The organism is Bradyrhizobium sp. INPA03-11B, from assembly GCF_040446015.1.
Taxonomy (GTDB): Bacteria; Pseudomonadota; Alphaproteobacteria; order Rhizobiales; family Xanthobacteraceae; genus Bradyrhizobium; species Bradyrhizobium macuxiense_A.
Window position 1 is genome coordinate 1 of the sequence record NZ_JASGSR010000046.1, and the last position, 25,603, is coordinate 25,603.

Sequence of the window (25,603 nt, forward strand, 5' to 3'; positions counted from 1 at the left end):
TCTGCTACTTAACCGATCGCTGCCTAGAGGGGGCGCGATTGAATGTCCATGTACGCTGGTCGGTACAACGTAAGGACAGAGCAAGCTCTCGGCGATCCCTTCACTAGCGTTTAAAGGCTTTCAAGCCGCGAGTAATCCCATGATCACCTCAAGGTTTTGATTATTTGAGGCTGGGAACAACGATTTTTCAACCGGTGGCCAACATGAGATCTGAGCATGTCCGATAATGCCGTTACTTCTTGCTTCGAAGGCGAGAACTTGCCCGATCTAGGGTGCATCGATTGCGACATCCACCCCGCCGTGGCCGGTTTAGATTGCCTTCTGCCACACTTGGATGAACCCTGGAAAACGATGGCCATCGAACGTGGGTTAAATCGCGACAGTTGGGATAGCTCCAGCTTTCCCCCTAACGTTCCAGCTTTATGCCGCCCGGACTGGCGCACAAGTGAAGGGCAGCCAGGCTCCCGACCGGAAGACTTGATCAGGCACGGGTTGGAGCCATTTAGATCCCGAGCAGCGATATTGAATCCGGTTTACGCAGTTCAATCTATTGCTGATGAAGGAATGGCGGTCGCCTTTGGTAAGGCGTTAAATGACTGGATTGCCGAGGAGTGGTTACCATTTGATCGGCGTCTCCATGCTTCAATCGTCGTGACACCGCAGAATCCGGTTGCCGCAGCTCAGGAGATTGAGCGATTGGCTCCAAATTCACGATTTGTCCAAGTTTTGATGCTTTCGTCAAGCGGGCTGCCACTCGGAAGACAGTATTACTGGCCCATCTACGAAGTAGCCAGTAAGCACAAACTCCCAATTGCGATACATTGTGGTGGCAATTATGCCTTCCCGCCGTCATCCCTAGGTTGGCAATCTTTCTATGTTGCTGAATATGTGGATCATCCTAACATTTTCCAGGCGCAAATACTTAACATAATTACTCAGGGTGTCTTCTCGAAGTTTCCAGATCTCCAGTTTGTTTGCTCTGAGTCTGGCTTTCTGTGGCTGCCACACTTCTTGTGGCGCGCTATCAAGTCCTGGCGAGGCATGCGGTTCGAGACGCCGTGGGTTCATAAGTCCCCATCCGAAATTATTCGCGATCATTTCCGTTTCACGCTCCAACCTATCGACGCGCCTCCCACGCCGGAAATATTTGAGCGTGTGTTCGAGCAAATCCGATCCGACGAAATGATCCTCTTTTCCACTGATTACCCGCACCACCACTTCGATGGGATCCGAGCATTACCAAGTGGTATTTCACAGACACTCGCGCAAAAGATCTGCGTCGATAATCCGCTAATGACTTACCCTCGTCTGCAGGAGCTGCAACGATGAATACGCCAAACGAGCCGGGCGCTATGCGGGGCACGGCAAAGAAGAGGAAAAGGATTATCGATTGCGATATCCATCCCAGGATGAAGTCATACAGAGATTTGCATCCTTACTTGAGCCAAAGATGGAAGTCGCACCTGGAAACTTATGGTCTCCGCATGCGACAGCCGTTTGTTGATGCGCCGAGATATCCGCAGGCTGTCCCCACCTTTTCTCGACGAGACGCTTGGCCGCCGGAAGGGGGCGTGCCGGGTTCTTCATTGTCGTTCATGAAAGAACACTATCTAGATCCATGCGGAGTCGAGTATGGCATCCTTTTTCTATTACATCCCATGGGGATGAACGACAGGAATTTGGAATTTGGGACTGCTCTTTCCAATGCCGCCAATGATTGGCTGCATAATGAATGGACGCAAAAGGAAAAGCGGCTCAAGGCTAGTTTGCTCGTCAATGGAGAGGACCCTCAGGGCGCGGTCGCGGAAATCGAGCGTTGGGGTGGTAACAAAGACTTCGTCCAAATTTTCATGGCAAGTCGTGCCACCGAGGCGCTTGGTCGTCAACGTTATTGGCCTATCTATGAAGCCGCGGTTCGACATAACTTGCCGATGGGAATTCACGTCAGTGGCGAAAGCGGCTTACCTGGCGCAATGGGTTGGCCTTCATTTTATGAAGAGCATCACCATGTTCAAAGCTTTCAACATCGAGAACTTCTAACCAGCCTCGTCTTCGAAGGCGTTTTCGAGCGGTTTCCAACGCTGAGAGTTGTGCTCGTGGAGGGTGGTTTTGCGTGGATTAATTCATGGTGTTGGCGCGCTGATCGTCAGTGGACTCGCATGCGAGATGAAGTGCCGCATCTCAAGATGCCACCCTCGGAATATGTCAGACGAGCGCTCTATTTAACGTCGCAACCAATGGATGAACCTGAAAGAGCAAACGATCTGCGGGACGTGGTGACATGGTTTGGTTGGGAACGTCTGCTCTTTTCATCAGATTATCCGCACTGGGATTTTGACGACCCAAGTCAAGCCTTCAAATGCGCCCTCTCGGAGTCTGAGCGCCGGGGAATCTTCTTCGAGAATGCAGCAAAGTTATATGGGTTGGAGGCGCGGGGTGTCTAAGCATGTGATTGCGCCCGTAACCGACATCCCGGACGGTGGTCGATTGGCGACAACGGTGAAAGGACGTCCGATTGTCGTCTTCAATCGGAGTGGGCAGTTCTTCGCGCTTCTTGACAGATGCCCTCACTCCGGAGCGCGTTTAAGCGACGGATTGCTGACCGGGCTGATTGAATCGGACGGTCCCGGTTGCTCCAAATTTACGCGACTAGGGGAAATCATAAAGTGCCCTTGGCATGGTTGGGAGTTCGATATTCGTTCTGGACAATCTTATTGCAGTCCGATTTCTGTGAAAACAAAGTCTTACGATGTGACGATTGAGTCCGGCGCGGCCGTTGAGAAGGGACCCCATGTCGCAGAAACGTTTGCTGTCTCAGTTGAGAACAACTACGTCGTGCTAGAGTTGTGAGCGCGAGTGTGGAAAGAAAACACGTGAGACGGAGTTTGCATTAGGCGTGGTTCGGTCGTGAACGGCGCCTCATTTGGATCCTACAGGAACTAGCGACACATTGAGTCCAATTTGTCGCGCTTGTCTTCGAAAACGTAGAGCGTTTCCTGAAGGAACAACGTCGTGGATCTGAGACGCAGCTTGAATTTGATCGTGTTCCCGTGGCGTGGTGTATTGATGGCGAATCGCCGCCCATTTTCCGGCGGGTCGGAAGGCTCAGTCTGCCACAGCGGGTAGGTCGACGATGGGATCATCGCTCAAGGGCGCGATAGTTTCCAGCGTCATGTAGCGAGCTCGTTGAAAGGCCCATTCGTCGCTCTGCTAGAGCAGGATCGCGCCAACCAGACGAACGATGGCATCTTCATTGGGGAAGATGCCGACAACTTCGGTCCGTCGGTTGATCCGTTGAGACACTCGATCGGATTGGTCGAGTGCAGCTTGGCCCGGTGCGAGCCGGGAAGCTCATATGGGCGAGCACGTCGGGCTCAGCTTCATCCATGTAGGCGGCGAGCTTTGGCAGTTTGGGACGGACCTGATCGGCGACCTTGCGCCACTGCGCCCTGGCCGCTTCGGCATCAACCTGTGCAAACGCGGTGGCAATGAAGGCGGAGACGACGCGCAGCCCGCTTTTGCCGGCATGCGCCAGGACGTTGCGCATGAAGTGAACCCGGCAACGCTGCCAAGGGGTGTTGAGCCCCTTGATAACGCGGCCTTGATGCTCTCATGGCATCGGAGATCACGAGCTCGACGCCGCGAAGCCCGTCAAGCGCGATAAAATCCAAACGCTCACCACGATGAGCAAAAAATCTTCCCCCCCCCCAACAGGTGAAGACGCCTCCGGCATTGTCGAACTAGTCGACAAGCTACTCGACAAGCACATCCCCATTTTTGAGCCCGGGAGGATGAACGCGGCGCGACCGCCACGATGCCGCTTCACAGCCTTGCTGGTCGTGTATCTCGTCCATCGGTACGGCCTGCGCGCGCGCTATGACCGACTGCGAGATGGCGAGATGCTGACAAAAAGAGAGGCGGCTGCGCGCTCAACATTCAAGGTGGGCTGAACCTGGACTCGTCACCCGGTATGCCTACAATGCGCACTATTGCCTCCGAAATTCCTGCATCGAACCCGTCGCGCAAGCATGCAGCGATGGAAGTGCCTTGTCGATCGAGTCGCCGCCTTCAAGACGGCAATGATGCTAGCATCACTGCGCCCTGCGCTCTTGGACCTACGGCTGCTCTGCTGGCGCGTCTATCACCGCCGGTACAGACAGTGGTTCGTCAACGTGCCGCGATTGGCGGCGTGCCGTCGCCACGTGAACACTTGTTGGAGTGTTAACCCATATCGCCCGGCAAGTGGAACGACCGGGCTAGTACCAGGGTCTCCTCGACAATTCGGGCCTTGTTACCCCTGGAGAATCAGCAGCGCTTTCCTGTCTCAGTGATTACTTCCGACCGGCCCGGCGCCACGTCCTTAAGTGTATGGTCAAGCATAGACACGAGCCGATCTCTTTAAAGAGATCGTGAACCTCGCCCGTCCCTCGAGCTACGAGCCGGTAACCACGGATTTTGGAAAAGCAGGTGGCGGAAGATACCATTGTCGTAGGAAAATGCCTTTCCTCTGCAGAATTTCTGCGGCTCTGGGCCAAATTTTGTGCGCTTTAAGCGTGAAACTAGCCCTACTTTTATTTCCGGAAACGCAGAGAGCCGCCTAACGCAAAGAGCCGGCCCGACTAAGGAGGCGATATGAGTTTAGAAGACGCGCACGCGATTGCGCCGCGGATGCTTTCATCCATACAAAACCCTTACTTGGAGAAGGCGGGCCTTCGCCTTAACGGCACCATCGCTCCGAACTGGCTTGAGCGACTCAACGTTGCCTTTCAAGAGTCGTTGGGATCGCTGCTTCAGACAAGCATTTCGATCTAGGTTCGGATTAGACCGCGAGCGCGCCGCCTCCAGGGCTTTTCAATTGGGCCGCGGAGGCCGCGGTATGATCAGAGTCAGTCGAGACTCGTTCTCGGGATCTGGCGGAAGGGTCGGCGACATGACCTGGAGTAGGCGGCGATGACGAACTGAATAGATCAAAGATCGGACCGTGACCGTGAAGAGATCCTTCGGCATCGGGCTTCGCGTACGGGGGCGGCGCTTTCGAAGCCTGTAAGCGAGGTCGTAAGCGCGGTGACCTCTGCCTCTAGTACTCGAGATGAGGAGTAACTCGGGCGTGATTTCGTTCCGAGCCAATGTGGCCCCGGACGGTGTTGTGACCACCAAGAGCAGCATGAAAGCGCTTGGAAACGGCGCTCTTAACCAGTTCTTTTCTTGCTCGAACGGGCGACGACGCGCTGTTTAGCGGGAGACCTGAGTCGCTGGGACAGCTCCAGCAACGGTGGAGTTGGATGCTGAGAGGGCTGTGAAAGCGGCGCGCTACTCGGACGCGCGGGCCGCCTGAGTGGCATCAAAGCCACAAGTGTGGCATCAAAGGGAGTCAAAGAATATGTCAATCGCGTTGACCGAAATGTCAGCGACCAGCGACCAGGATCACTTCATGGAGGACATTTCTCGATTCGAGCATGTGCGACGGAAGCATGTGGGCCGCTACGTCGGCGCTGCTGTGATAGTTGCGTTTGCTGCGTGGATCGCCATGGCCTTCGCGCATGGACAGATCGAATGGGCCGTCGTTTGGCGCTTCCTCGCGGTACATCCGATCCTCACCGGCCTAGTCAACACTGTCGTGATGGCCATTCTGGCAATGTTGCTTGGCATTGCGATCGGCGTGATCGTTGCGATTATGGGGCTGTCGGCCAATCCGGTCGTCAAATGGTCGGCGGCAAGTTACGTATGGCTCTTCCGCGGCGCACCTGCACTGCTTCAGCTGTTGCTTTGGTATAATCTCGCGCTCGTATTTCCGACCATCAGCATTCCCGGGCTTTTCGAGGTGCGCACTGTCGATGTGATGACGCCGTTCGTTGCCGCGTTGCTAGGGTTAGGGATTTGCCAGGGTGCCTATACGTCGGAGGTCGTGCGCGCCGGTCTGTTATCCGTCGATCGGGGCCAGTATGAGGCCGCAAAGGCTATCGGCATGTCGCCGCTGCAGGCGCTGTGGCGGATCATTCTCCCGCAGGCTATGCGGGTGATTCTTCCGCCGATAGGCAATGAATTCATCGGTATGATCAAACTAACGTCGCTCGCGAGCGTGATCCAGTATTCAGAAATGCTGCACAACGCTGAGAATATCTACTATGCGAACAACCGCGTCATTGAACTACTGATTGTGGCGACTGTTTGGTACTTGGTCGTCGTAAGTGTGCTTTCTATGCTGCAAACGCAAGTTGAGCGGTATTTCGCGCGCGGTGCTGGTAATCCCAGGCAATTGCGATGACGGGGGATATTGACATGAATCCAATCGTCAAGGCCGTCGGCGTGCGCAAATCGTTCGGCGGATTCGAAGCGCTCAAGGGCATTGATCTAGAGATCGAGCGCGGCGAAGTGCTGTGCGTGATCGGACCATCCGGCTCAGGAAAGAGCACCTTCCTCCGTTGCATCAACCAGCTGGAGGTGACTGATGGCGGTGCCTTATGGGTGAATGGCGAACTGGTCGGCTACCGTCGTGTGGGCCGCAAACTATACGAACTGTCCGAGCGCGAGATCGCGCGACAGCGTGTTGCGACGGGAATGGTGTTCCAGCGCTTCAACTTATTTCCGCACAAGACGGCACTGCAGAATGTTGTCGAAGGACCCGCTCAAGTACTTAGGCAGGATCAGAAGCAAGCCGAGACTGATGCTCGCGAATTGCTTGCGCGCGTCGGCCTTGCCGAAAAATGCGATGCGTACCCGATTGAGCTCTCGGGTGGTCAACAACAACGTGTCGCGATCGCCCGTGCGCTTGCGATGAAGCCGTCGCTGATGCTGTTTGACGAGCCAACCTCCGCGCTCGATCCAGAGCTTGTTGGAGAAGTGCTCGCCGTCATGCGCAATCTTGCGCGAACTGGAATGACGATGATTGTCGTGACGCACGAGCTCGGTTTCGCCCGGGAAGTGGCAAACCGGGTCGTGTTCATGGATCAGGGACAAGTCATCGAACTAGGGTCTCCGGCGCAGGTTCTGAGCAATCCCAATCACGCGCGCACACGAAACTTCATTTCGGCAGTGCTAAGTTGACCCGCCACCAATTCGTTCTCTGACAGGGATTTTTAAGGAGACGTAGGCATGCTTTCAAAAACCGGACTCGCAATCTGTGCTTTCGCCTCTGCACTCATTGTTGCGGTAACTCCCATCTACGCACAAGCCACAAAGACCACTATCAATGCCGCGACTACCCCCGCGTTTGCGCCGCTTGAATACAAGGATCCAACCAGCGGCAAGGTGATAGGATTCGATATCGATCTGTTTGAGGTAGTCGCGAAAAAGATGGGAGCTAAAGTCAACTGGGTTGAAACAGACTGGCAACAGTTGACGAATTCGATCAAGACGAAACGAGCTGACGTTGTCGTGGCCGGAATGTCGGATACCCCTCAGCTGCGTGAGACTCTTAGTTTTGTGCATTACCTGAACAACGGTGCGTCATTCGTGACGCTTCGTAGCAATGCGACTCAAATTCCCGACACGAATGCGCTGTGCGGCAAACGCATCGCCAATATGCGCAATAGTCTTACAGCTCGCGCGCTCACCCAATGGAGTGACAATAATTGCACTAAGGCCGGCAAGCCCGCCGTTACCGTGTTGGAGACGCAAGGCACGGCCGACTCGCGGTTGCAGCTGAATCAGAACCGTGCAGACGCGGCCGTGCAACTCACCGTGCAGATGGGCTATCAGAACACGATCGAGGAGAATCGATATATCGTACTAGGGGAGCCTTTCTTCAACGCAGCATTTGGGATCGCCTTTTCTAAGGACGATCCGCAGTTCGGGGAGACAATCAAGAATGCGCTCGCGGCAGTAATCGCGGATGGAACCTACCAGGAGCTGCTGCGCAAGTGGAGTTTGCCGGACAATTTGGCAATTAAGCAGCCCATGATCAACGGTCAGCCCTGAGCCCAGGTGGGAGTGGTTGGTCATCAAGGAACAGAACTGCTCGAGTGAACTGTGAGTAGTTCGGGCGACGCATTTGCGGTCTTCGCAACGTTTTGCCGCTTGTGGTTCCCACCTCCTACTACAGAGTGGAAGAGGGGCTGACAAAGAGAAATAGATCGGAGACAGGGCACCGGATGAAACCGTTTCTCGTGCCGCTGCTCGGGGCGGTGTATGGTCCGCTCTCCGCTTTTCTCGCCTGTTCCCCTCAGGGGGAATTGCAAATTCGACGACCTCCGGCATCGAGGCCTTTTGGATCAGCTTAAAAACGTGCTTCAATATTCCCCCGAAGGCGATTGTGTTGCCTGGGTATTCCATTCAAAGTCAACGATCCCCTCCTGATCCGGCGCGCGCCTCGGTCGAGTTGAGCATCCCTGCGACCACGGCTAAGTGGCTCGTCTTCCTGCACACATCCGGCGTCCGGCTTGAGGAAACCGGTCACGACATCCTGCAGAACGTCGTGGCGCTCGGCGCACTAGAGACGGACTACGTCTTCTGCTTCGAGGACGGTACTGAAGAGCGCGTCGAGATCCATCGCCGCCGTCAGATCGGGCCTGTGCGTCCGTTTTATGGCGAGGGCTGCACGCACGCGGTCATAGGCAGAAAGCCGACTATCGCACCAATCTCGAGAGCGAGAAGAGGACCCTCCGTGACAGCTGGGGTGTCGGCAAACCCTGGGTTATACGGGCGATCGAGGACCTTGCAATTATCTCTGGGCATTTGATCCGCGTCCGCAACAGGCCATGACGCGGCTGCGATTTGAACCGAGAGGCGGCAACACACAAGGCAAAAAGCCGTCGTCACCCTTCCTGCTGACCATTCGGGTGACATAGATCAATCGGTGCAACACGATCTGAGCCAGGTGATTTCTGTCCGGCCGCACCTGATCTATCAAGAAGCGGAGTGGTCGAGCTCTCGGCAGAATCTGCAGCTGGCCAGGGCTGCGGCAGCGCAGGCCAATCTTCATCGTGATGATGATAGCCGCCGGGTCTGGGTGGCGCTCAAGCGGTACCTTCTTGATCGCGTCGGCTGGGACTATGGGACCGGATCGTCGGGTCAAATTGCTCGCGTTTGCCGGCGCCCGTGAGGTTGGTGTCACTCGGCTACTTCGCTCCGAAATTGAAGGCCAGCGATCTTCGGTCCAAATGAAATGATGTTGGTCCAGCGATTAGCAGGCCGCCCCGTATTGGTGTGGTGAGGCAGGAGTCTGCTGCCAAGCCGGACGCCAAAAGCGAAGAGGCGCTGCAGACCGCGGTTGTGGCTGGTCGAACGCGCCACCGCGTACGTGCAGATGCCGAAGCTAGCGGGAGTTGTCAGGGATGCTTGGCGAAGCCGCTCGGTGATTATGTAATTCGAGGGGCATCAGGCGCTGGCCTGGGAGTATCGAACCCATCACGACGAGATCGCGGCAATGCTGCGGGCCCAGCTTGGATGAAACGGTCGACATTCCACGGTCGGCTTACGACGAAGCGGTGGCGATCGAGCTACGCGCCCGCAGAATGCTGGCCAACGCCTTTTGCGATTTCGATGTGCTACTAACCTTCTCGGCGCTAGGTGCAGCGCCGGAGGTGCTCGCCTCAACCGGTGACGCGCGGTTCAACAGCCTATGGACCCTGATGGGGACGCCATGTGTCAACGTTCCGGCCATCACTACCAGTGGCGGCTTACCAGTGGGTGTCCAGGTCGTGGCCCGCTATGGCGAGGACGCGACGGCGCTGTCAGCCGCACGCTTTGTAGAGGACGCGCTGCGCCGATATTCATCATAATTCGTCAATTCGGACCGGTTTCCTGCATGAGATCGGCAGCTTCGCCGCCGTTGAAGCGCGGTGGCTTTGCGAGCTACTCGCTTACGGTTGATTCCGGACCCAGCGATTAGAGGGAACTGGCAGCAGCTTGCATAGAAGCGCGATAGTCGCCCATGAAGAACCCGTAAGGCCTTGACCGGATATTCAATATCTAGAGCGAAGTGAGCTTTAGATTGCGAGTGAATAACGCGTCATACGCCTTGCGGTTGTTTCGCAACGCGCGATCGCTGTCAGGCGCGCGCCCTTGGGGCTGATGCGCGGGTCCTTCGAACAGGTTCGATTGGCTCCCGAGAAGTGCGGCCGTACGCGGGCAGCCGCCTCGCTTCTGCAACAGCACCCACCCAATCTGCCGCCGAGGAACCGGCCGATCATCCGTGCTTGATGGGACGCACATGTACCAACAAAGATGCTCTTCGGAGGCACCGATTCTGGCCATCGAGGAGAGAAAGTCATGCCGGTAGATTCGCTGGCGTTCTTTCTCGTGCTGACGCCCGAGCTGTCGAAGAGAAGTAGTTGGTTCCGCAGGCGCTTCATCCGGCCATCGGCTTGTTCATTCTAAGCTTAGTCCGTTAGGACGCGGCACCACATATCTTCATTGATGCGGCATGCAGTGGGAAATGACTAGGAGCACGCGAAGGCTATCGACTATTGTCAGGCGAGCAAGGTGTACTTCTGCGCAGCCGGCGCTTCGGTGGAAGATTATTGACTTCGTTCTGTGCTAACACATTCATCGCGACCATGTATCGGCAAGATCGCCCAGCCCTTGGACGGCCGCTGGGTGCCGAACATTTCCGTGCCTGCGCTACGTGTTCTCTAAATGGGAATATGAATCCTGACGCCCAAGTATTCGCACTGCGAACACAGACTGGGGCAATTATCGGATTCGATTTTCGCGCTCTTGAGCGTTGCGTCACTCGCGTGTGATCGAACCAGAAAAATCACGACCGCAGGGGCGCGAACAGAGGTAATCAAGGAATGATAGATGAAATCGGGGGTTACGCGGTCCGGGCCCGATGAACTTGTCGCCTGCGTGGCACCGAAGAGTTTAAAGCTCTCGCAGCTGCGCGTGCCACTTTCCTGACGAGCCGCGAATTTGCGTCTAATGGCATTTCGAAGCTCGAGCGAGCCGCGCTCGGTCCGCAGGGCGATTCGCGCTCGCGATGATTGCCCTCCCGCGAAATTGGAAAAGGGGAGGGTAGTAGAAGTTATAATGTCGTAGCGAAGTGCGCTTCTTTGCAGATTTTCTGCGCTTCCGCGTCGAACTTTCTGGCCTTTAAGCGTGAGACTACTCCTAACTTTATCCGCGGAGACGCGGAGAGCCACCAACGCAAAGACAGTGCAAAGTTGAGCCGCCACCAACTCGTTCTCTGAACGGGCATTTTCGAGAGGTAGCATGCTTTCAAAATCAGGACTCGCAATCGGCGCTTTCGCCGCAGCACTCACCCTTATGGTAACTCCCATCTACGCGCAAGCCACAAAGACGACTATCAATGCCGCGACTATCCCGGCGTTTTCGCCGCTCGAATACAAAGACCCAACAAGCGGCAAGGTGATAGGGTTCGATATTGATCTGTTTGAGGCCATCGCCAAAAAGATGGGCGCTAAAGTCAACTGGGTTGAAACAGACTGGCAACAGTTGACGAATTCGATCAAGACGAAACGAGCTGACGTTATCGTGGCCGGAATGTCGGACACCCCTCAGCTACGTGAGAGGGTTAGCTTTGTCGATTACCTGAACAACGGCTTCTCATTTGTGACACTGCGTGATAGCGGCTCTCAATTCCCTGATACGGATGCGCTGTGCGGCAAAAGCGTGGCCAACATGCGTAATAGTCTAGCAGGTCCCGCGCTTGCGCAATGGAGCGAGGATAATTGCGTCAAGGCCGGCAAGCGTGCCGTGGCCATGTTGGAGATTCAAAGCACGTCGCGATTCACGACTGCAGCTGAATCAAAGCCGCGCAGACGCGGTCGTGCAAATGGGCTATCAGAATACGATCGAGGAGAACCGCTATGCAGTACTGGGGAAGCCCTTCTTCAGCACAACACTCGGTATCGCCTTCTCAAAAGACGATCCGCAGCTCGGGCAGGCGATCAAGGATGCGCTCGTGTCGCTTATCGCAAATGGAACCTATCAGGATCTGCTGCGCAAGTGGAAGTTTCCGGAGTATTTGGCAATTGAGCAGCCCGTGATCAACGCGCAACCTTGAGCCCAGTTGGGTGTGGGCCCGCCTCAAGAAACAGAACCGCTCGAATGAACTGTTCGGTCTATGTCTTATGCGGATTTGTTTCGCAACGTTTAGCCGTTTGCGCCCCGCGTCCCACTCCAGAGTGGAAGAGAGTAGGACAAAAGAAAAATTGGGACAGTCAAGGTGCCGGATGAAACCTTCTCTCGCGCCGCTCCTCGGTGCGGTATTCTGGCTGCTGTTCGGCGTTGCCCTCTTGGCGGTCGGTAACGGCTTATTCTCGACGTTCTTTTCGCTGCGCATGCGCATCGAAGGCTTCTCGCTCGACGCGATCGGGGTCGTGATGACCGGTTTCTATGTGGGATTGGCCTTGGGCACGCAATTTTGCGATCGGTTTGTTGAAGCCCTTGGGCGTGTGCGCGCCTATGCCGTCTTCGCCGCCGTCATCACCGCGGCGGCGCTAGGAGCGGCACTTCACGTCTCGCCCGCCTCCTGGTTCATGTTGCGCATTCTGCTTGGCTTCGGCTTCGCGGGCCTATACGTCGTTGTTGAGAGTTGGCTCAATGCACTGGCAAACGATGCGTCACGCGGGCAGTTGCTGTCGATCTACTTCGTCATCCATTACGTTGCGGCGAGCGGAGGCCAGTTACTACTCGGCTTGCGCGATCCGGCAGCATCCGATCTCTTCATCATTGTTGCTCTCTTTTACTGCCTCTCGCTGGTGCCTGTCGCTTGTCACAGCGGCGAGGCGGCTTCAGCTAGGCGGCCCCCCGGTCTGGTCATCGGCGCGCTGTGCCGCCTAGCGCCAGCCGGAGTTGCCTGCTGCGTTGCCTCCGGCCTCATGACATCCGCCTTCTACAGTCTCGCGCCTGTCTTTGCGGACGAGCGGCACTTATCGGTCGAAGATATCTCATATTTTATGAGCGCAGCGGTGTTCGGCGGCGTAGTCTTCCAATGGCCGATCGGCAGCCTTTCAGACCGTATCGACCGCCGTCTCGTGAGCATCGCCATCGCGGTTTTCGCGACTCTCGCCAGCCTCGCCCTCATTGCCGATCTCCAGCTATCGCGCGGCAGCCTCATCGCAATCGCCTTCCTCTTTGGCGGCTTCACCTTAGCGATCTATCCCATCGGCGTCGCGGCCGCCAATGACCGCCTCGCACCTGAGGAGATGGTTAAGGCGAGCGGTGCTCTTATTCTGGCTGCATCTTTAGGCTCCATGCTCGGCCCGGTAAGCGCTGCGGCTCTCATGCACCGATGCGGCCCAGGCGGCCTCTTCGTGTTCACCAGCGCGGTCGCGGCTGGGCTCGCGGCCTTCACCCTGCTGCGCCTGATAAAGCGGCCCGGCAAGTCAGCACGGGTGTTGCACCGGCCCGGCGAGCAGGTTGATTTGCAATGAGGCGGAAACATTCTGCAAGCGCTGCCTCGACGAGGCGTGTTCACCCGGATCTCGTGTCGACCACCTACAATGCGGGATATCGGTACGAGGTGAACAGGGAAGTGTACTTTGTCGCGCGGTTGTCTTACTCGTGCCAGCGCGCGTGGCTTGATGGCGCGGCGCTCTTGCATGGACATGCTCTGGAGCACCGGCCGGCACTACCCGACCTATGATAACATCAGCTTGGTCAGCCATGGCACGCTTCTGGAAGACTGCTGATCAGGCGCCAGGCTCGAGGCTCACATGCCGAACCCTTCCCAGCTACACGAGCGTGTCCGCTTGATAGCCGAGAAGCGTGAAGCGTTGCCGCTTATTGCGATCTGATGAAGAGGAGGAAGAAATTCTTCGTCATCTTCAAGTCTCGCGCGTTGACAACAGCCGTTCGTTGTCCACAAGCGACCGTCCCACGCCGTGTCCATCGGCATCTCCGTCCCGGCGCTTAGCGCTGGATTTGATGCGACCCATATGTCAATTTGTCGAATTTCTGCAGGCTAGATCGATTTCCGCGGTTTTTAGTCCTCAGCGCCGCAATATATTTCATTGGGATTGCGCGCTGAAGGCTGCGCACCACTTGATGTCTGAAATGCTTAGCTGGCCAGCTTACTCGATCGATCTTTGAACCATCACCATGAGGGTAACCGCAATGCGTTCAGCAAAAAAAATGGGTGCTATCAGTGCGCTCGCCGTCGCACTCTGTCTCGCCGCAGGCATTGTTTATGCGCAGGGCACAAGGGCCGTTATCAATGCCATCACGGATCCGGCATATCCGCCGATCGAATTCAAGGCGCCAGAAACGAATAAGCTGACGGGATTAGACATTGAACTCTTTGAAGCTATCGCTGCGAAGATGGGCGCGAAGGTTAATTGGCTCGAAGGAAGCTGGGAGCAGCTGATCCCCTCGCTCAAGACGAAGCGCGCTGATGTCATCATGGCCTCAATGGGCGACGTTCCTGCACGGCGTAGTGGTGTTAGCTTCGTCGATTACCTGAACGATGGTGCTCAAGTTGTCACGTTGCGAGCTAATGCGGCCCGCTTCCCCGAAATGGATGCGCTGTGCGGCGCACGCGTGGCCATCACGCGTAGCGACGCTGACTGGGGCACCGCATTTGCAAAATGGAACGACGAGCACTGCACGAAGGCTGGCAAACCTGCAGCCGTTGTGCTGGGTACGGCCGGCACGGCAGATTCCCGACTGCAGTTGAATCAGGGCCGTGCAGACGCGGCAGTGCAAGGTGCCGTCACTGTTGCATATCGGAACACAGTCGAAGAGAACCGCTACTTTCCGCTTGGAAAGGCCTTCTACCTTCATCCCGTGGGAATCGGTTTTTCGGCCGACGATCCGCAGCTTGGACAGGCGCTCAAGAAGGCGCTTACCGCGGTCATGGCTGACGGCACGTATCAGGCGGTACTGAAGAAGTGGAACCTGACGGATTTCGCGATCCAGCAGGTTTCGATCAACGGTGAGCCCTGAGCGGGTGGAAGGACCATACGACATCGAAGTCGCGGAGACTAACGGCAGCCATTTTGCTGATCCCGGTGTCATCAACGAGGGCGACCTGAACCGCGCGGTGGGCGGAGGTCGCCCTCAGCTACGCAAGGCAGTCTTCCGGCCCGATGAAGCAAGGCCACTACTGCCTTTGCAAAAGAAGCAGGTCGGGCCGGCGCAGGCCGGATTCCCGGATGGGGATCAGCCGGTTGCAATCTTGGACGAGATGCTGCCGCGCTATGGCCAGATCGCTAGATCATCGAGCTACGCACGTGTACACGTTCGGGCAAACGCGGCGCGGCTTGCTGGCCAGTCCGACTTTCCGACCTGGACGGGCTTAGCCTTGTCCATACAGATTGACTATCGCCTCTAACTCTTCCGGCTCATCTGGTCAGCATTGATGAAAGCACCGACGCGCTGGCTAGAAACCGCGGATTGCAGTTGCCCCAAGAGGTCACGATGGATTGTTCGCGAAAGAAGCGCTGAGCAGGATTTCGATCAGAAATGACGCCGAATCTCTGTGAGTAGGTGCAAAAATGGAATTTCTTGCACAAAAAAATACTGGCGAGACCTTAAACTGGTTGCAAGCAAAACTCGATGTACAGTGATAGACAGGTTACTTATGACGGATCGTGTTGAGGCGGAAATGAACAAGCCTAAGGGCTCCACAAACCAAGATAACAGCCGTCAACCGCTCCATGGTCTCCGGGTTGTCGATCTCACGCACGTACTAGCGGGCCCATTCTGCACTACTATCCTGGGGGACTTGGGCGCTGAAGTTACAAAGGTTGAGAGAGTCGGTGTCGGCGACATGGGCCGTAAGGTCGATCCCTTTCGTAACGGGGAAAGCTACCATTTTGCCGGTCTGCACCGAAACAAGCGCGGCGTGGCTCTTGATCTGAAGTGCGAGGCAGCCAAGCCTGTTCTCGAACAACTGATCATGCGAGCCGACGTTCTGGTGGAGAATTTTCGCCCGGGTACGCTCGAAGCGCTCGGATTTGGCTATGAACGGCTTCGCGAACTCAATCCTAGGCTTATCATTTGTTCTATCTCAGGGTTTGGGCAGAGCGGACCCTTGCGGGATCAAGCGGCGTTCGACCTCGTTGCGCAGGCTATAACTGGTCTTATGAGCCTTACCGGGGAACCGGGACGGCCGCCTCTCCGAGCTGGTGTACCGATCGGGGATATCCTTGCCGGGGTTTACGCGGCTGCCGCGATCGCATCAGCCTTGGTCGGACGCGCGAGAACCGGCTGCGGGTGCGTCATTGATATGAGCATGTTCGATTCTCTTCTCTCGACGCTTACGTACTTCGCAGGTCGCTATTTGGCCGACAGGGATCTCCTGCCGCCCGTCGGGTCCGGCGATCCGAAGGTGGTCCCTTATGGAGTTTTTCCTGCCGCCGACGGCTACATTGCTATCGCGGCCTATGGTGATCAGTTTTGGCCGCCCCTGTGCCGCGCTATTGAGCGGCCAGATCTTGCTGCCGATCCGCAGTTGACCAAGGCTGCTGGTCGCGTCGAACGACGGCAGGAAATCGAGTTGAAACTTATCGAGCGCTTGAAGGACAAGGCGGTTGCACAATGGTGCGAGATCTTTTCTGCCGTCGGAATCCCGAATGCGCCAGTCTTGAATGTTGGAGCCGCGCTCGAACATCCGCACACGGTCGCGCGTCGCCTAATCCTTGAGATCGAGCATAAGAAGTGCGGAAAGGTTATGGTGGTCGGTAGCCCGATCAATATCGACGGTGAGTGCGTCACGGCATCTGCGGCACCCGGACCCATGTTAGGAGAGCATACGGAGCAAGTACTTTCCGAACTCGGATACGACGCCGCGATGATTGCTCGCCTTCGTAGCCAGGGTGCGATCGGGTCATCATGAGACGACTTAAGTGCGTGGTTTCTAGCGCGGAAAATCAACCGTCCCTCATAGTGTGTACGGTCTGCTCGACATGTCTGATCTGGTGAGCGGTTAAGCGGGCCTATCCGAAGATCATCCGTGGAGTGAGGAGACGCGGCTCGATTATATCCCGTCCGACCTCTTTGAGCTCTATTCGATTGAGCGTTCCTCGACCTGACGCTCGATATCTCTCTCTCCCGCCGGCGATGTCGGCGAGCAACTCTGTATGTCATGTCCGCTACCTATCGAAATCGGTGGGCTAGCAGCTTTTTGCTTTTTTTGCGCGCAAGCATCTTCGCTAGCGAGAGGATGCCACGACGCAGCGGCCACAACGCGCGACCATTCTGTGATGCTCCGCATCTACGGCGACGATGCTCGGCTCACCAAGCAACCACAAGCCCCGCTTCTGTGATACCAATGTCGTGCGCAGTTTGACGAAACTCAGTTAGCATTAAAATCCGATATGATATATGATACTGCTTTTCTTAGCTGATAGCATGACGCGGCGTCAAGGGAACACTACTGATGGCAAAAACATGGGACAAACGTAGCTCAAAGCGAGACGGTACGGCGTCCAGCCGGCTTGGGGGGAGGTCTACAACACCATTTACAGGGAGCTTATGTCGCTAACGATTTGCGCCGGGAGGCAGGATTTCCGTCGACAATCTCGCGCGCGAACTCGCAGACTCCGATCCGCGAGGCGCTCTCGCTTCTCGAAGCACAAGGGCTGGTGGTGAATACCCATCTAATTGGCTACAGCGCGGCCCCACAGCTGGACCGCCGGCGTTCGGCGCACCTCTACGAACTACGCCTGCGCTGGAACCTCTTGCCGCTGGAAGGGCCGCGCAGCGTGTCGACAAGGACGCCATTGCGGCTTCTTGAAGCGATCGATAAAGAAATGCGTTCCGAGCGCCAGGGTGATGCGCGCTCTGCCTATGGCGAGTTCGCTCACAGTGACGGCGTCTTTCACGACATGATCGCGCTCCACAGCGGGAACGCGCTCATCCGCGACCACGTCCACCTATTCCGACTCTACTTCCACACTCGCGCGACGGCCGATGCCAACAAGGAACATTCTCGTATCCTTCCCGCCATCCGGAAGGGCGATGCAGAAGCCGCCGAACAAGTGATGCGCAATCATATCGAACGGTTGCGCGAGCGGTTCATCGCGATCTTCGCCGAATAGCAGGCATGCCGCTCGCGGCGTTTTCGGACGAATTTCACGAACTGGAAGCCGGTTATGCAATACGATCGAACTGACGCCCGCATCCTCGAGATTGTACAAAAGAACAACCGCCTGACCTCCGAGGTAATTGGTGAGCAGACGGGACTTTCCGCTACAGCATGTCAACGGCGACTGAAGAGGCTGCGCTCAGAAGGTGTTATCGAGGCCGATGTATCGATCCTTTCGCCGAAGGTAGCCGGGAGACCTGTTCAAATGCTTGTGCTGGTGACTCTGGAGCGGGAGTGCGCCTATACAATCGATCAGTTCAAAAAGACCATTAAATCGTCAGCAGAAGTCGCCAATGCTTTTTTTGTCACTGGCCCCGCTGACTTCGTTCTATACATTACCGCGCGAAGCATGGAAGACTATGAGCAGTTCACCCGACGGTTCTTCCATAAGAACCCGGGAATTAAGGGTTTCGAGACTTTAGTCATAATGGATCGCGTAAAAGTAGGCTTTGCAGTTCCGGTAGAGGTCGCCGATGAAAATTAGCGCGGCCCGGACGTAGATCCAGCACCGTCCCGTATCGGTCTTTCCCTTGGCCAGCGCCGGACACAGTCGGGTGAGTAGGCCAGAGGGATTTCACCTCCAGCCTTTCGCAGAACCGGGCGTGAGACTCTCGCCTCGGTGGCGTCGGCTTCCAGCTCTTCGAACGTCAGCGCCAACTGCTCGAACAGCCGCGCCGCCCTCTCCGATCGTTGCCCATAGATCTGATGCTTTAGCTTGGCGATCTGCGGCTTCTGCTGTGCAATCAGCGTCTCGTCTTCTGACGCTTTCGCGCGGGCGACGCGAGTTCGACGGCGATCTCCACCTCCTCGCGCGCTCGACCGCCAGCGCCAGCTTCAGGGCAGTAACGTCATCCGGAACAGCGTCGCGGTCGGCATCCATGCGATGCAGTGAATCACAGATTGGGCGCGATATGACTCCCAAAATGCCCGCAGCCGCAGTTTCTTCGCTCAACCCGCGCTCCGCTGCCGCCAACTCAGTTGCGGATTCCGCCAATCGATGCCCTCGAGCATATAAGCCATCTGCGCCGCAGAGATCGACACCGCGCCAGCCGACGCCGACGGCCAGATGAACTTGCCGCGATCCAGACGCTTGGCGTAGAGCGACATGCCTAATCCGTCATGCCAGAGGATTTTGACCAGATCGCCGCGGCGGCCCCGGAAGATGTAGAGATCGCCAGCGTACGGATCGCGCTTTAGAATCGCTTGAACTGTAAGAGCCAGGCTTCGCATGCCGCGACGCACGTCGGTGTGGCCAGTGGCGATCCAAACCCTGACGCTGCCCGGAATCGGGATCATCGTCACCGCAGCAGCTCAGGAAATCGCTGCGGCGCCTCAACGCCCACGTCACGGTCAACGCGAATGCGACAGCCGCCGCCAAGATCGATCTCGATGATCCCAACCCTTGCACACCGCGCAGGCGGGGAAGACGCCGGTTTATTGCGTCGCTCGAGATCGGAGCCGACACCGGCGTGATCTCGACGGGAACGAGAGCTGGCACGGAGTTTCCGCCCGGCCGACCTTGGCGCGCTTGTCGACGCCAAGTGAAAAGCAGGCTGTGAGCCATCCCGTGCCGGCGCGCGACGCCGCAGACTGTCTCATCGGCCTGCGAGGTCTCTTCGACAAGGCGGACCTTCTCGTCGTAACTCCATCGCCGCCGGCGTTCGGCGCCCAACACATTAACCTGCATTCGCCACGTGACCTTAAAGCTCGACTAAGGCAAATCCTCGGCCGCCTCTCAAAATACACAAGGCGTCCGCCGGAGGGATGCGGCCAGTTGCACGAAGGCGAACTTGCTGGTGCGATCGATTGCGGCGTAGAGGTCGCGCTTGCCTTCGGCGGTCTGAAGCTCGCCGATGTCGATGTGGAAATAGCCGATTGAATAAGCCTTGAACTGTTTCTCTTCGAAGGCTTGCCGCCTTCAACCTCCGGCAATCAACTGATGCCGTGGCGCTGGAGGCAGCGATGAGCGCGTCAGATGCGCGATGGTCGGCTGCAGGGCATAGAGGCAATCGTCAAACGGCAGCAACGTATGCCGCCGGAAAGCGAAGCGACGATGATCGCCTCCTTCTCGACGGAAACGGACTGTCGACTTGGCTTCCTTGGGGCCTGTCGAACGATCGGCGACCGTCTCGCGCTGCTTCTACTTCGCGACAGTCTTCTGGTTAATCCCGTAGCGCTTGACGAGTGCTCTCAGGCTCTCTTGACATATTTTATGTTGCTCGACGGACTGCTCCGTCGTGGTGGCGCAACCGTGTAACTTTTGTCCCATAGCGCTTTCGTCCAAGAGCTGTGCCCCCTGACCCTCGCTCGGCAGTTTGTTGGAGAGACGCACCCCTCCGTCCTTAAGGAATAGCGCAAAACTCGGCATCTCCAGGATGTAATTGAACGCCTTGGCCAAGTCATGTCCACGGGAGAGCTTGGCGAGTTGCTCCCGCATATAGACCTGAAGATCGTTGACCAGGGGCCCGCTCAGCGACCGCCGCACTTGAAGGCGCTCCTCGGATGCTTGCGGCACCGCTGGCTCGGAGGCGCAACGCGTGCCCCTGTCCGAAACCAAACGCGCCGGATGTCTGGAATCCGTCAAGCCGATTGCAAACTCGACATTGGTCTACGAACCGCAAGCGCTTCCTCTGGTAGCGCGCTGGCCCAAATCCTGCTTCGCGAAAGGTCGACGGCGCAGAGTCCACGAGCGTGGCGCTGACAAGACTGGTTGCTCGCCCCGGTTAGGAATTCGAGTCGATTTCGAGCTATCAAACCACCGAAAATGACCTGGAGGAACTATGCGGATTTGCGGTATCAAACTGACGCATGACGGAGCCGTCGCTCTTGTTGAGGACGGACGGCTTGTCTTTTGCATCGAGCAGGAGAAACAGGGCAATAATCCGCGGTATCAAACCATCGACAATCTCGATGCAATTGTTGTCGCTTTGGCAGAGCACGGTCTGGATCCCCGAGATGTTGATCAGTTCGTCATCGACGGCTGGGCTGGCGAGGTAGAGTCACAGTTTCAGGTCCTAAGTGGAGCAGCAGCTATCACTCTAAAAGGGGCTCCGTATGTTGAGCGCCATCCCGAGCGCCTCCTGACTTCGCGCGAAGACGTTGGCCTGATTCTCGACGGCAAAGATTTCCGATACAGAAGCTATCCTCATGTGGTGGGCCACTTGGCCTCCGCATACTGCACCAGTCCCTTTGCCAAAACGGGGCAACCTGCCTTCTGCCTGGTCTGGGACGGGGGCATGTTTCCACGTCTCTATCATGTAGGACGCCGGGGCGCTCGGTTCATTGAATGCCTGTTCCCGATCGTTGTATATGTCTATGGTGCCGCGGGCATTCACTTCGGACCATATGAACGGGAGGACCGCAAGCAAGATCTAGGACTTGCCGGCAAGCTGATGGCCTACATTGCGCTCGGGTCTATTGACGAAGAAATCGTGGCGGTGTTTCGGGAGTCCTATGAGGAGCGCTTTGCGGCCAACACGGAGCTTGCCCGTCGCTACCGCGCGGACATCAGCAACTGGGGGTCCCTTGTTGCGGCGGTGCATGACTTCTTCGATGCCTGTGCGCTACGATTGAAGGCTAAGCCTCCCCAAGATGTGCTCGCCTCGTTTCACGTGTTCCTCGAACGTCTCCTCATCTGCGGAATGGCAAGTGCTATGCAGCGACATTCGTCTTTTTCGACGATGCGAAATTTGTGTATCGCCGGGGGCAGCGGTCTCAATATCAAGTGGAACAGTGCGCTACGTGCCAGCGGCTTGTTCGATGCCGTCTGGGTGCCGCCTTTTCCGAATGACAGCGGCTCGGCAATCGGTGCCGCTTGTTCCGCAATGGCGGCGGATCAAGGCTTCGTACCACTGGAATGGTCGGTGTACAGTGGTCCGGCCCTGCAACGCAGCGAAGTGCCGCCCGAATTGGAGGCGGCGCCGTGCAGTATGCGTGAACTTGCAATCGTCCTCGCGAGCAACAAGCCCGTGGTATTCCTCGCCGGCCGTGCCGAGCTTGGACCGCGAGCGCTGGGAGGCAGAAGCATCCTTGCGGCCGCGACTTCGCTGGAAATGAAAGATCATCTCAACGACATCAAACGTCGCGAATATTTCCGGCCAGTGGCGCCGATATGCTTGGAGGATCGCGCGCCCGAAATCTTTAGCCCTGGAACGCCAGATCGATACATGCTGTTCGATCACCAGACACGGGTGGAATGGCGGGACAAGATCCCCGCTGTCGTACACCTTGACGGATCTGCGCGATTGCAGACTATCCCTAGGACCTCTCAGCACAAAATCGCAGAGCTGCTTGTCGAATATGAAAAGCTCACGGGCATTCCGCTGCTCTGCAATACGAGTGCCAATCTCCATGGACATGGGTTTTTTCCGAATGCCGCAGCGGCCTATCGGTGGGGACGCGTTGAAAACATATGGTGCGACGGCCTGCTCTGGACCAAGACGCTCGCAGGTTAGCGATCGCCGGTCGAACGGCTTTCTTCAGGGTACTATGAACGTATCTGATCGTAGTCACCTGCTGCAAAAAACTCGGACTATCGAACTATCGCTAAGTTCTGTATGACGGCAACGATAGTGGCCAACTATTATATGCGATGGCCGCGACAGCCAAGACGGCTCTCGGGGATCGCAACACTGAACGGCGGTGGCTGATGCCGGATGCTACAACGGTGAGACGTTGGAGGCACGCGAAGCGGGTGACGCCCCCAAAAGGCTGACACAGTCCGCAGGTGGGCACCAAACTATGAGGCCGATATCGAGCTCACTAAGTTGTTCGATGAATCTGCCGTCGATTGAGCAACAGTTGGCAATCGTTATCGGTGCTGGCGACAACACATTTCGCGCCAGAACGATTTGAAGGTCATGCCGTGAAAGGAACCCGGCGGGGGGTTCTGAGAGAGGTTTTTTAGTGGCCTCACTACGCGCTTCGGCTGTGACGAGACGGATAATTGGCGCCGCCAACAGCTTCGGGGGCGGGGATTCGAGATTGCGTCTGGCTATCTAATCATCGATCTTTGCGTTGCCAGCGCCGCGCTTCGCTGAAGCGCACAAGGGCATGATCTCGGCCGGATCATTATCGGCGAAGGCTATGAGCTTGGGCCGTCAACGAGGTCGTGTCGCAGAGCCAAGCGCTAGGTAAGGCCGAACGTTGGTAGAGACGATCTGCGAGAATTCACGATGTCGCTCAATGCCTCAAATCAGGGCAGCCAGCCTGTCATATTCCTCCCTGACTAGCTAGCAAAAGTTCCGGCAGATGCCTAAGGTGCGCGGTGGTCAGCAGCCTTGGAGTTATTCCCCTCGAAGCGTTGCGCCACAGGCAATATCGTGCGGCTTTGACCATCAAAACAGCAGGGTTCAGCCCGTACCCTCTTGGTGCCATGCTTCGTGGATCGGGAGGCGCTCCAAGGTACGACACAACACCGGAATATCCAGGGGCAGGGCGTAAGGGCGGGGATCGGTGATTGCGCTATGGTCGGAAGTCGTCGGAAGGCGCAAGTCCAGTCCTAGCCACATATCGGTGAGAGCAGGCAAATCGTGTCGGCCCGTCGCCGCTGTCGCCGTGATTCTCAACGGATGGATATGCTTAGATCTGTTGTTGATGCGTCCGATCGCTTGCTCGAGTAGCTTGGTCGGGTGCTGCAGGCGGAAGCCTTACATCGCATGATTATCGTGCGATTCGTACCGATGTGGCTCAGTTTGACCACACCTCTTCAGTGCAAGCGTGGGTTTGTCCGTTCCGTTCTAACTTCGTGCACCGAATATGACAGTAATCTGGCAGCGTGAATTTCGCGAATTGCGGAGTAGTCCGCAGTGCGCGGTCACTTGATTATCGTCTGAGGGGGCCTTCCAGATCGTGAATGATTGAGGGTGAACGTGGCTCGTCTGCCTAGAGAGCGACCACTTTGGGGTGAAATAATAGGAGGGGATTAGTATGAACGTAGCGAGGAGCCTTTTGCTCAGTTCGGTCGCCGGTCTAGTCGCTCTGGGCGGAGCACAAGCTGCCGATCTTCCGACGAAGGCAAAGGCAATAGAGTACGTCAAGGTTTGCACGCTGTATGGCCCTGGATTTTACTATGTGCCAGGAACCGACACCTGCATCAAATTGGGTGGTTATGCACGCCTTTGGGTAATGCTCAACTCCAATGCCATGGGGGTCACCCCGGACTACGGTGCAGGTGGTGCAGACAATCGCTTCAGCAACGCTTATACCGCTCGTGCTCGCCAGGCTGTGAGCATTGATACGCGAACTGCAACCGAGTACGGCGCGGTTCGGACCTTCTTTCAAGCTGCGTTTAATTGGACGACCGGTAGCTATAGCGGAGTAGCAAATGGCTCGACCGTTTACCAGTCCATCGGGGGCGTTTCAGCGCCGAACAATGCTAATCCGGGAGCTGTCGCTGGCGGAGCGTTCACGCTCTGGTATGCCTTTATCCAGTTCGCTGGCTTTACGTTCGGTAGGGCGAATTCGGCATTCGATACGCCTTGGCAAGAATACCCAGGGGGAAACTACGGCGAGCTGCCGGGCAGCTCTACTTGGGACCAAGTAAACCAGATCAGCTATACTGCTGACTTCGGTCAAGGCTTCACGGCTACCGTCTCGGCCCAAGATCAAGTGGTGCATGATACATCCTACATATGGAACATGAGCGCAGCATCGGCTGGAAGTATTGCGGCTGGTGTGTACGGTGGCAACGACATCGCAGGTACGGTCGCTCCAGACTTCATTGCGAGGGTTCGCCTGGACCAGGCATGGGGCCTCGTCCAAGCCTCGGTAGCTGCACATGACAACCATGCTGCCTACTATGGCGCGACCGAACTTACCGGGCATCCGGATGACAAATGGGGCTGGGCTGGTCAGGTCGGGCTTTCCATCAAGAACATCCCCACCGGGCCTGGCGACTCGATCAACATGTCGGGCGTATATACCTATGGCGCAAGCCGCTATAACTTCCACGATTATACAGGTACTCCCGCCGCGAGGTACGGTGGTACGACTTTGCCGGGTGCTTACCAGAGCGTCGGAATTCTTGGTGTCTCTGATACCGTGTTCGCTCCAGGCACTGGACAGGAGTTGACGACTACCTACGGTTTCAACGGGGCCTTTAACCACAATTGGGACCCTCAGTGGTCAAGCAGTATCTTCGGTGGGCTTGGCGCTGTGCGATATAGCGGCACGGCCAAGAGCTACATATGCAATGCGTTCGCCGCTAGTCTTTCGTTGTCGACTGGGATTGCCGGCTGTAACCCCGACTTCAATTATGCGGTTATCGGTACAAGAACTTCGTGGACCCCGGTCAAAAACCTGACGTTCACGGGGGAAATCGATTACAGCATGTTGGACCAAAAGTACGCGAGCGGAAGCACGGTTGTGTTGCCGCAGCAATCAGGCATCGGAAAGCCGGCTGGTCTGTATGAGCTGAAAGATCAGCGCGGCTTGACATTCCAGTTTCTAGCTCAGCGGAGTTTCTGAGTTTCTGTCAAATGGCCTATGAGAAGGAATTCCACACTCAAGTTTGACCTCCAAGAAAGAGCCTCCGGCGTGCCCGCCGGAGGCTCTCAAGTCTCTGATTCAGCTGGCTGTGGAAATCGCCGGGATCAACTAGGGGGACGTTTC

17 protein-coding genes and 6 pseudogenes are annotated in these 25,603 nt (G+C 56.7%); 17 read left to right on the forward strand and 6 right to left on the reverse strand.

The window, feature by feature from the left end; genetic code table 11:
• Positions 1-216: 216 nt before the first annotated feature.
• From QMZ05_RS20335 to QMZ05_RS20345, 3 genes are read left to right on the forward strand one after another with little or no spacing between them, the layout of a single operon-like run.
• Positions 217-1,329: an amidohydrolase family protein gene (locus tag QMZ05_RS20335; protein WP_353702355.1), complete on the forward strand. Its 1,113-nt coding sequence runs from the start codon at positions 217-219 to the stop codon at positions 1,327-1,329.
• Positions 1,326-2,444, forward strand: coding sequence for an amidohydrolase family protein (locus QMZ05_RS20340; RefSeq protein ID WP_353702356.1), 1,119 nt, complete (start codon positions 1,326-1,328; stop codon positions 2,442-2,444). The genes QMZ05_RS20335 and QMZ05_RS20340 overlap by 4 nt, the downstream gene beginning before the upstream one ends.
• A complete protein-coding gene (locus QMZ05_RS20345) occupies positions 2,419-2,850 on the forward strand; it encodes a Rieske (2Fe-2S) protein (protein WP_353702388.1) in 432 nt (143 codons plus the stop codon). The genes QMZ05_RS20340 and QMZ05_RS20345 overlap by 26 nt, the downstream gene beginning before the upstream one ends.
• A 255-nt stretch (positions 2,851-3,105) precedes the next feature.
• On the opposite strand, the pseudogene QMZ05_RS20350 reads toward QMZ05_RS20345, so the two are convergent.
• A pseudogene (locus QMZ05_RS20350) lies at positions 3,106-3,650 on the reverse strand (transposase); the annotation flags it as partial.
• A 1,781-nt stretch (positions 3,651-5,431) separates the two neighbouring features.
• On the opposite strand from QMZ05_RS20350, the gene QMZ05_RS20355 reads away from it, so the two are divergent.
• The 12 genes and pseudogenes from QMZ05_RS20355 to QMZ05_RS20410 all read left to right on the forward strand — a co-directional run bounded on the left by QMZ05_RS20355 (position 5,432) and on the right by QMZ05_RS20410 (position 18,476).
• Positions 5,432-6,265 carry an amino acid ABC transporter permease gene (locus tag QMZ05_RS20355; RefSeq protein ID WP_353702389.1) on the forward strand — a complete coding sequence of 278 codons (834 nt, stop codon included), beginning with the start codon at positions 5,432-5,434 and terminating at the stop codon, positions 6,263-6,265.
• A gap of 14 nt (positions 6,266-6,279) precedes the next feature.
• Positions 6,280-7,044, forward strand: a complete 765-nt coding sequence (locus tag QMZ05_RS20360; RefSeq protein ID WP_353702357.1) for an amino acid ABC transporter ATP-binding protein — start codon at positions 6,280-6,282, stop codon at positions 7,042-7,044.
• A gap of 48 nt (positions 7,045-7,092) precedes the next feature.
• Positions 7,093-7,917: an ABC transporter substrate-binding protein gene (locus QMZ05_RS20365; RefSeq protein WP_353702358.1), complete on the forward strand. Its 825-nt coding sequence runs from the start codon at positions 7,093-7,095 to the stop codon at positions 7,915-7,917.
• A 1,463-nt stretch (positions 7,918-9,380) separates the two neighbouring features.
• Complete coding sequence (locus tag QMZ05_RS20370; RefSeq protein WP_353702359.1) at positions 9,381-9,719, forward strand: amidase family protein; 339 nt, start codon at positions 9,381-9,383, stop codon at positions 9,717-9,719.
• A gap of 1,486 nt (positions 9,720-11,205) precedes the next feature.
• Positions 11,206-11,580, forward strand: a pseudogene (locus QMZ05_RS20375) (transporter substrate-binding domain-containing protein); the annotation flags it as partial.
• 148 nt (positions 11,581-11,728) lie between these two features.
• Entirely contained in the window at positions 11,729-11,965 is a 237-nt protein-coding gene (locus tag QMZ05_RS20380) for a transporter substrate-binding domain-containing protein (RefSeq protein ID WP_353702360.1), read from the forward strand.
• 169 nt (positions 11,966-12,134) lie between these two features.
• Positions 12,135-13,337: an MFS transporter gene (locus tag QMZ05_RS20385; RefSeq protein WP_353702361.1), complete on the forward strand. Its 1,203-nt coding sequence runs from the start codon at positions 12,135-12,137 to the stop codon at positions 13,335-13,337.
• 682 nt (positions 13,338-14,019) lie between these two features.
• On the forward strand, positions 14,020-14,847 hold the full coding sequence (locus QMZ05_RS20390; RefSeq protein ID WP_353702362.1) for an ABC transporter substrate-binding protein: 828 nt from the start codon (positions 14,020-14,022) through the stop codon (positions 14,845-14,847).
• 4 nt (positions 14,848-14,851) lie between these two features.
• Positions 14,852-15,235, forward strand: coding sequence for a hypothetical protein (locus tag QMZ05_RS20395; RefSeq protein WP_353702363.1), 384 nt, complete (start codon positions 14,852-14,854; stop codon positions 15,233-15,235).
• 273 nt (positions 15,236-15,508) lie between these two features.
• A complete protein-coding gene (locus QMZ05_RS20400) occupies positions 15,509-16,741 on the forward strand; it encodes a CoA transferase (RefSeq protein WP_353702364.1) in 1,233 nt (410 codons plus the stop codon).
• A 652-nt stretch (positions 16,742-17,393) separates the two neighbouring features.
• Positions 17,394-17,945 carry an FCD domain-containing protein gene (locus tag QMZ05_RS20405; protein ID WP_353702365.1) on the forward strand — a complete coding sequence of 184 codons (552 nt, stop codon included), beginning with the start codon at positions 17,394-17,396 and terminating at the stop codon, positions 17,943-17,945.
• A 54-nt stretch (positions 17,946-17,999) separates the two neighbouring features.
• The gene (locus QMZ05_RS20410; protein ID WP_353702366.1) at positions 18,000-18,476 is read left to right on the forward strand and encodes an Lrp/AsnC family transcriptional regulator; all 477 of its coding nucleotides are present in this window, start codon (positions 18,000-18,002) and stop codon (positions 18,474-18,476) included.
• A 131-nt stretch (positions 18,477-18,607) separates the two neighbouring features.
• Here the strand turns inward: QMZ05_RS20410 and QMZ05_RS20415 are convergent.
• The 5 genes and pseudogenes from QMZ05_RS20415 to QMZ05_RS20435 all read right to left on the reverse strand — a co-directional run.
• A pseudogene (locus tag QMZ05_RS20415) lies at positions 18,608-18,872 on the reverse strand (transposase); the annotation flags it as partial.
• A gap of 68 nt (positions 18,873-18,940) precedes the next feature.
• On the reverse strand, positions 18,941-19,288 hold the full coding sequence (tnpB, locus tag QMZ05_RS20420; protein WP_353702367.1) for an IS66 family insertion sequence element accessory protein TnpB: 348 nt from the start codon (positions 19,286-19,288) through the stop codon (positions 18,941-18,943).
• Positions 19,289-19,565: 277 nt separating this feature from the next.
• Positions 19,566-19,679: pseudogene (locus tag QMZ05_RS20425) on the reverse strand (IS66 family insertion sequence element accessory protein TnpB); the annotation flags it as partial.
• An 84-nt stretch (positions 19,680-19,763) separates the two neighbouring features.
• Positions 19,764-20,261 (reverse strand): annotated as a pseudogene (locus tag QMZ05_RS20430) (IS481 family transposase); the annotation flags it as partial.
• Positions 20,260-20,498: pseudogene (locus tag QMZ05_RS20435) on the reverse strand (transposase); the annotation flags it as partial. The pseudogenes QMZ05_RS20435 and QMZ05_RS20430, both read right to left, overlap by 2 nt.
• Positions 20,499-20,772: 274 nt before the next feature.
• Between QMZ05_RS20435 and nodU the strand changes: the two are divergent.
• Both nodU and QMZ05_RS20445 read left to right on the forward strand, forming a co-directional pair.
• Positions 20,773-22,446, forward strand: a complete 1,674-nt coding sequence (nodU, locus tag QMZ05_RS20440; protein ID WP_353702368.1) for a nodulation protein NodU — start codon at positions 20,773-20,775, stop codon at positions 22,444-22,446.
• A 1,474-nt stretch (positions 22,447-23,920) separates the two neighbouring features.
• Positions 23,921-25,459: a porin gene (locus tag QMZ05_RS20445; protein WP_353702369.1), complete on the forward strand. Its 1,539-nt coding sequence runs from the start codon at positions 23,921-23,923 to the stop codon at positions 25,457-25,459.
• Positions 25,460-25,603 lie beyond the last annotated feature (144 nt).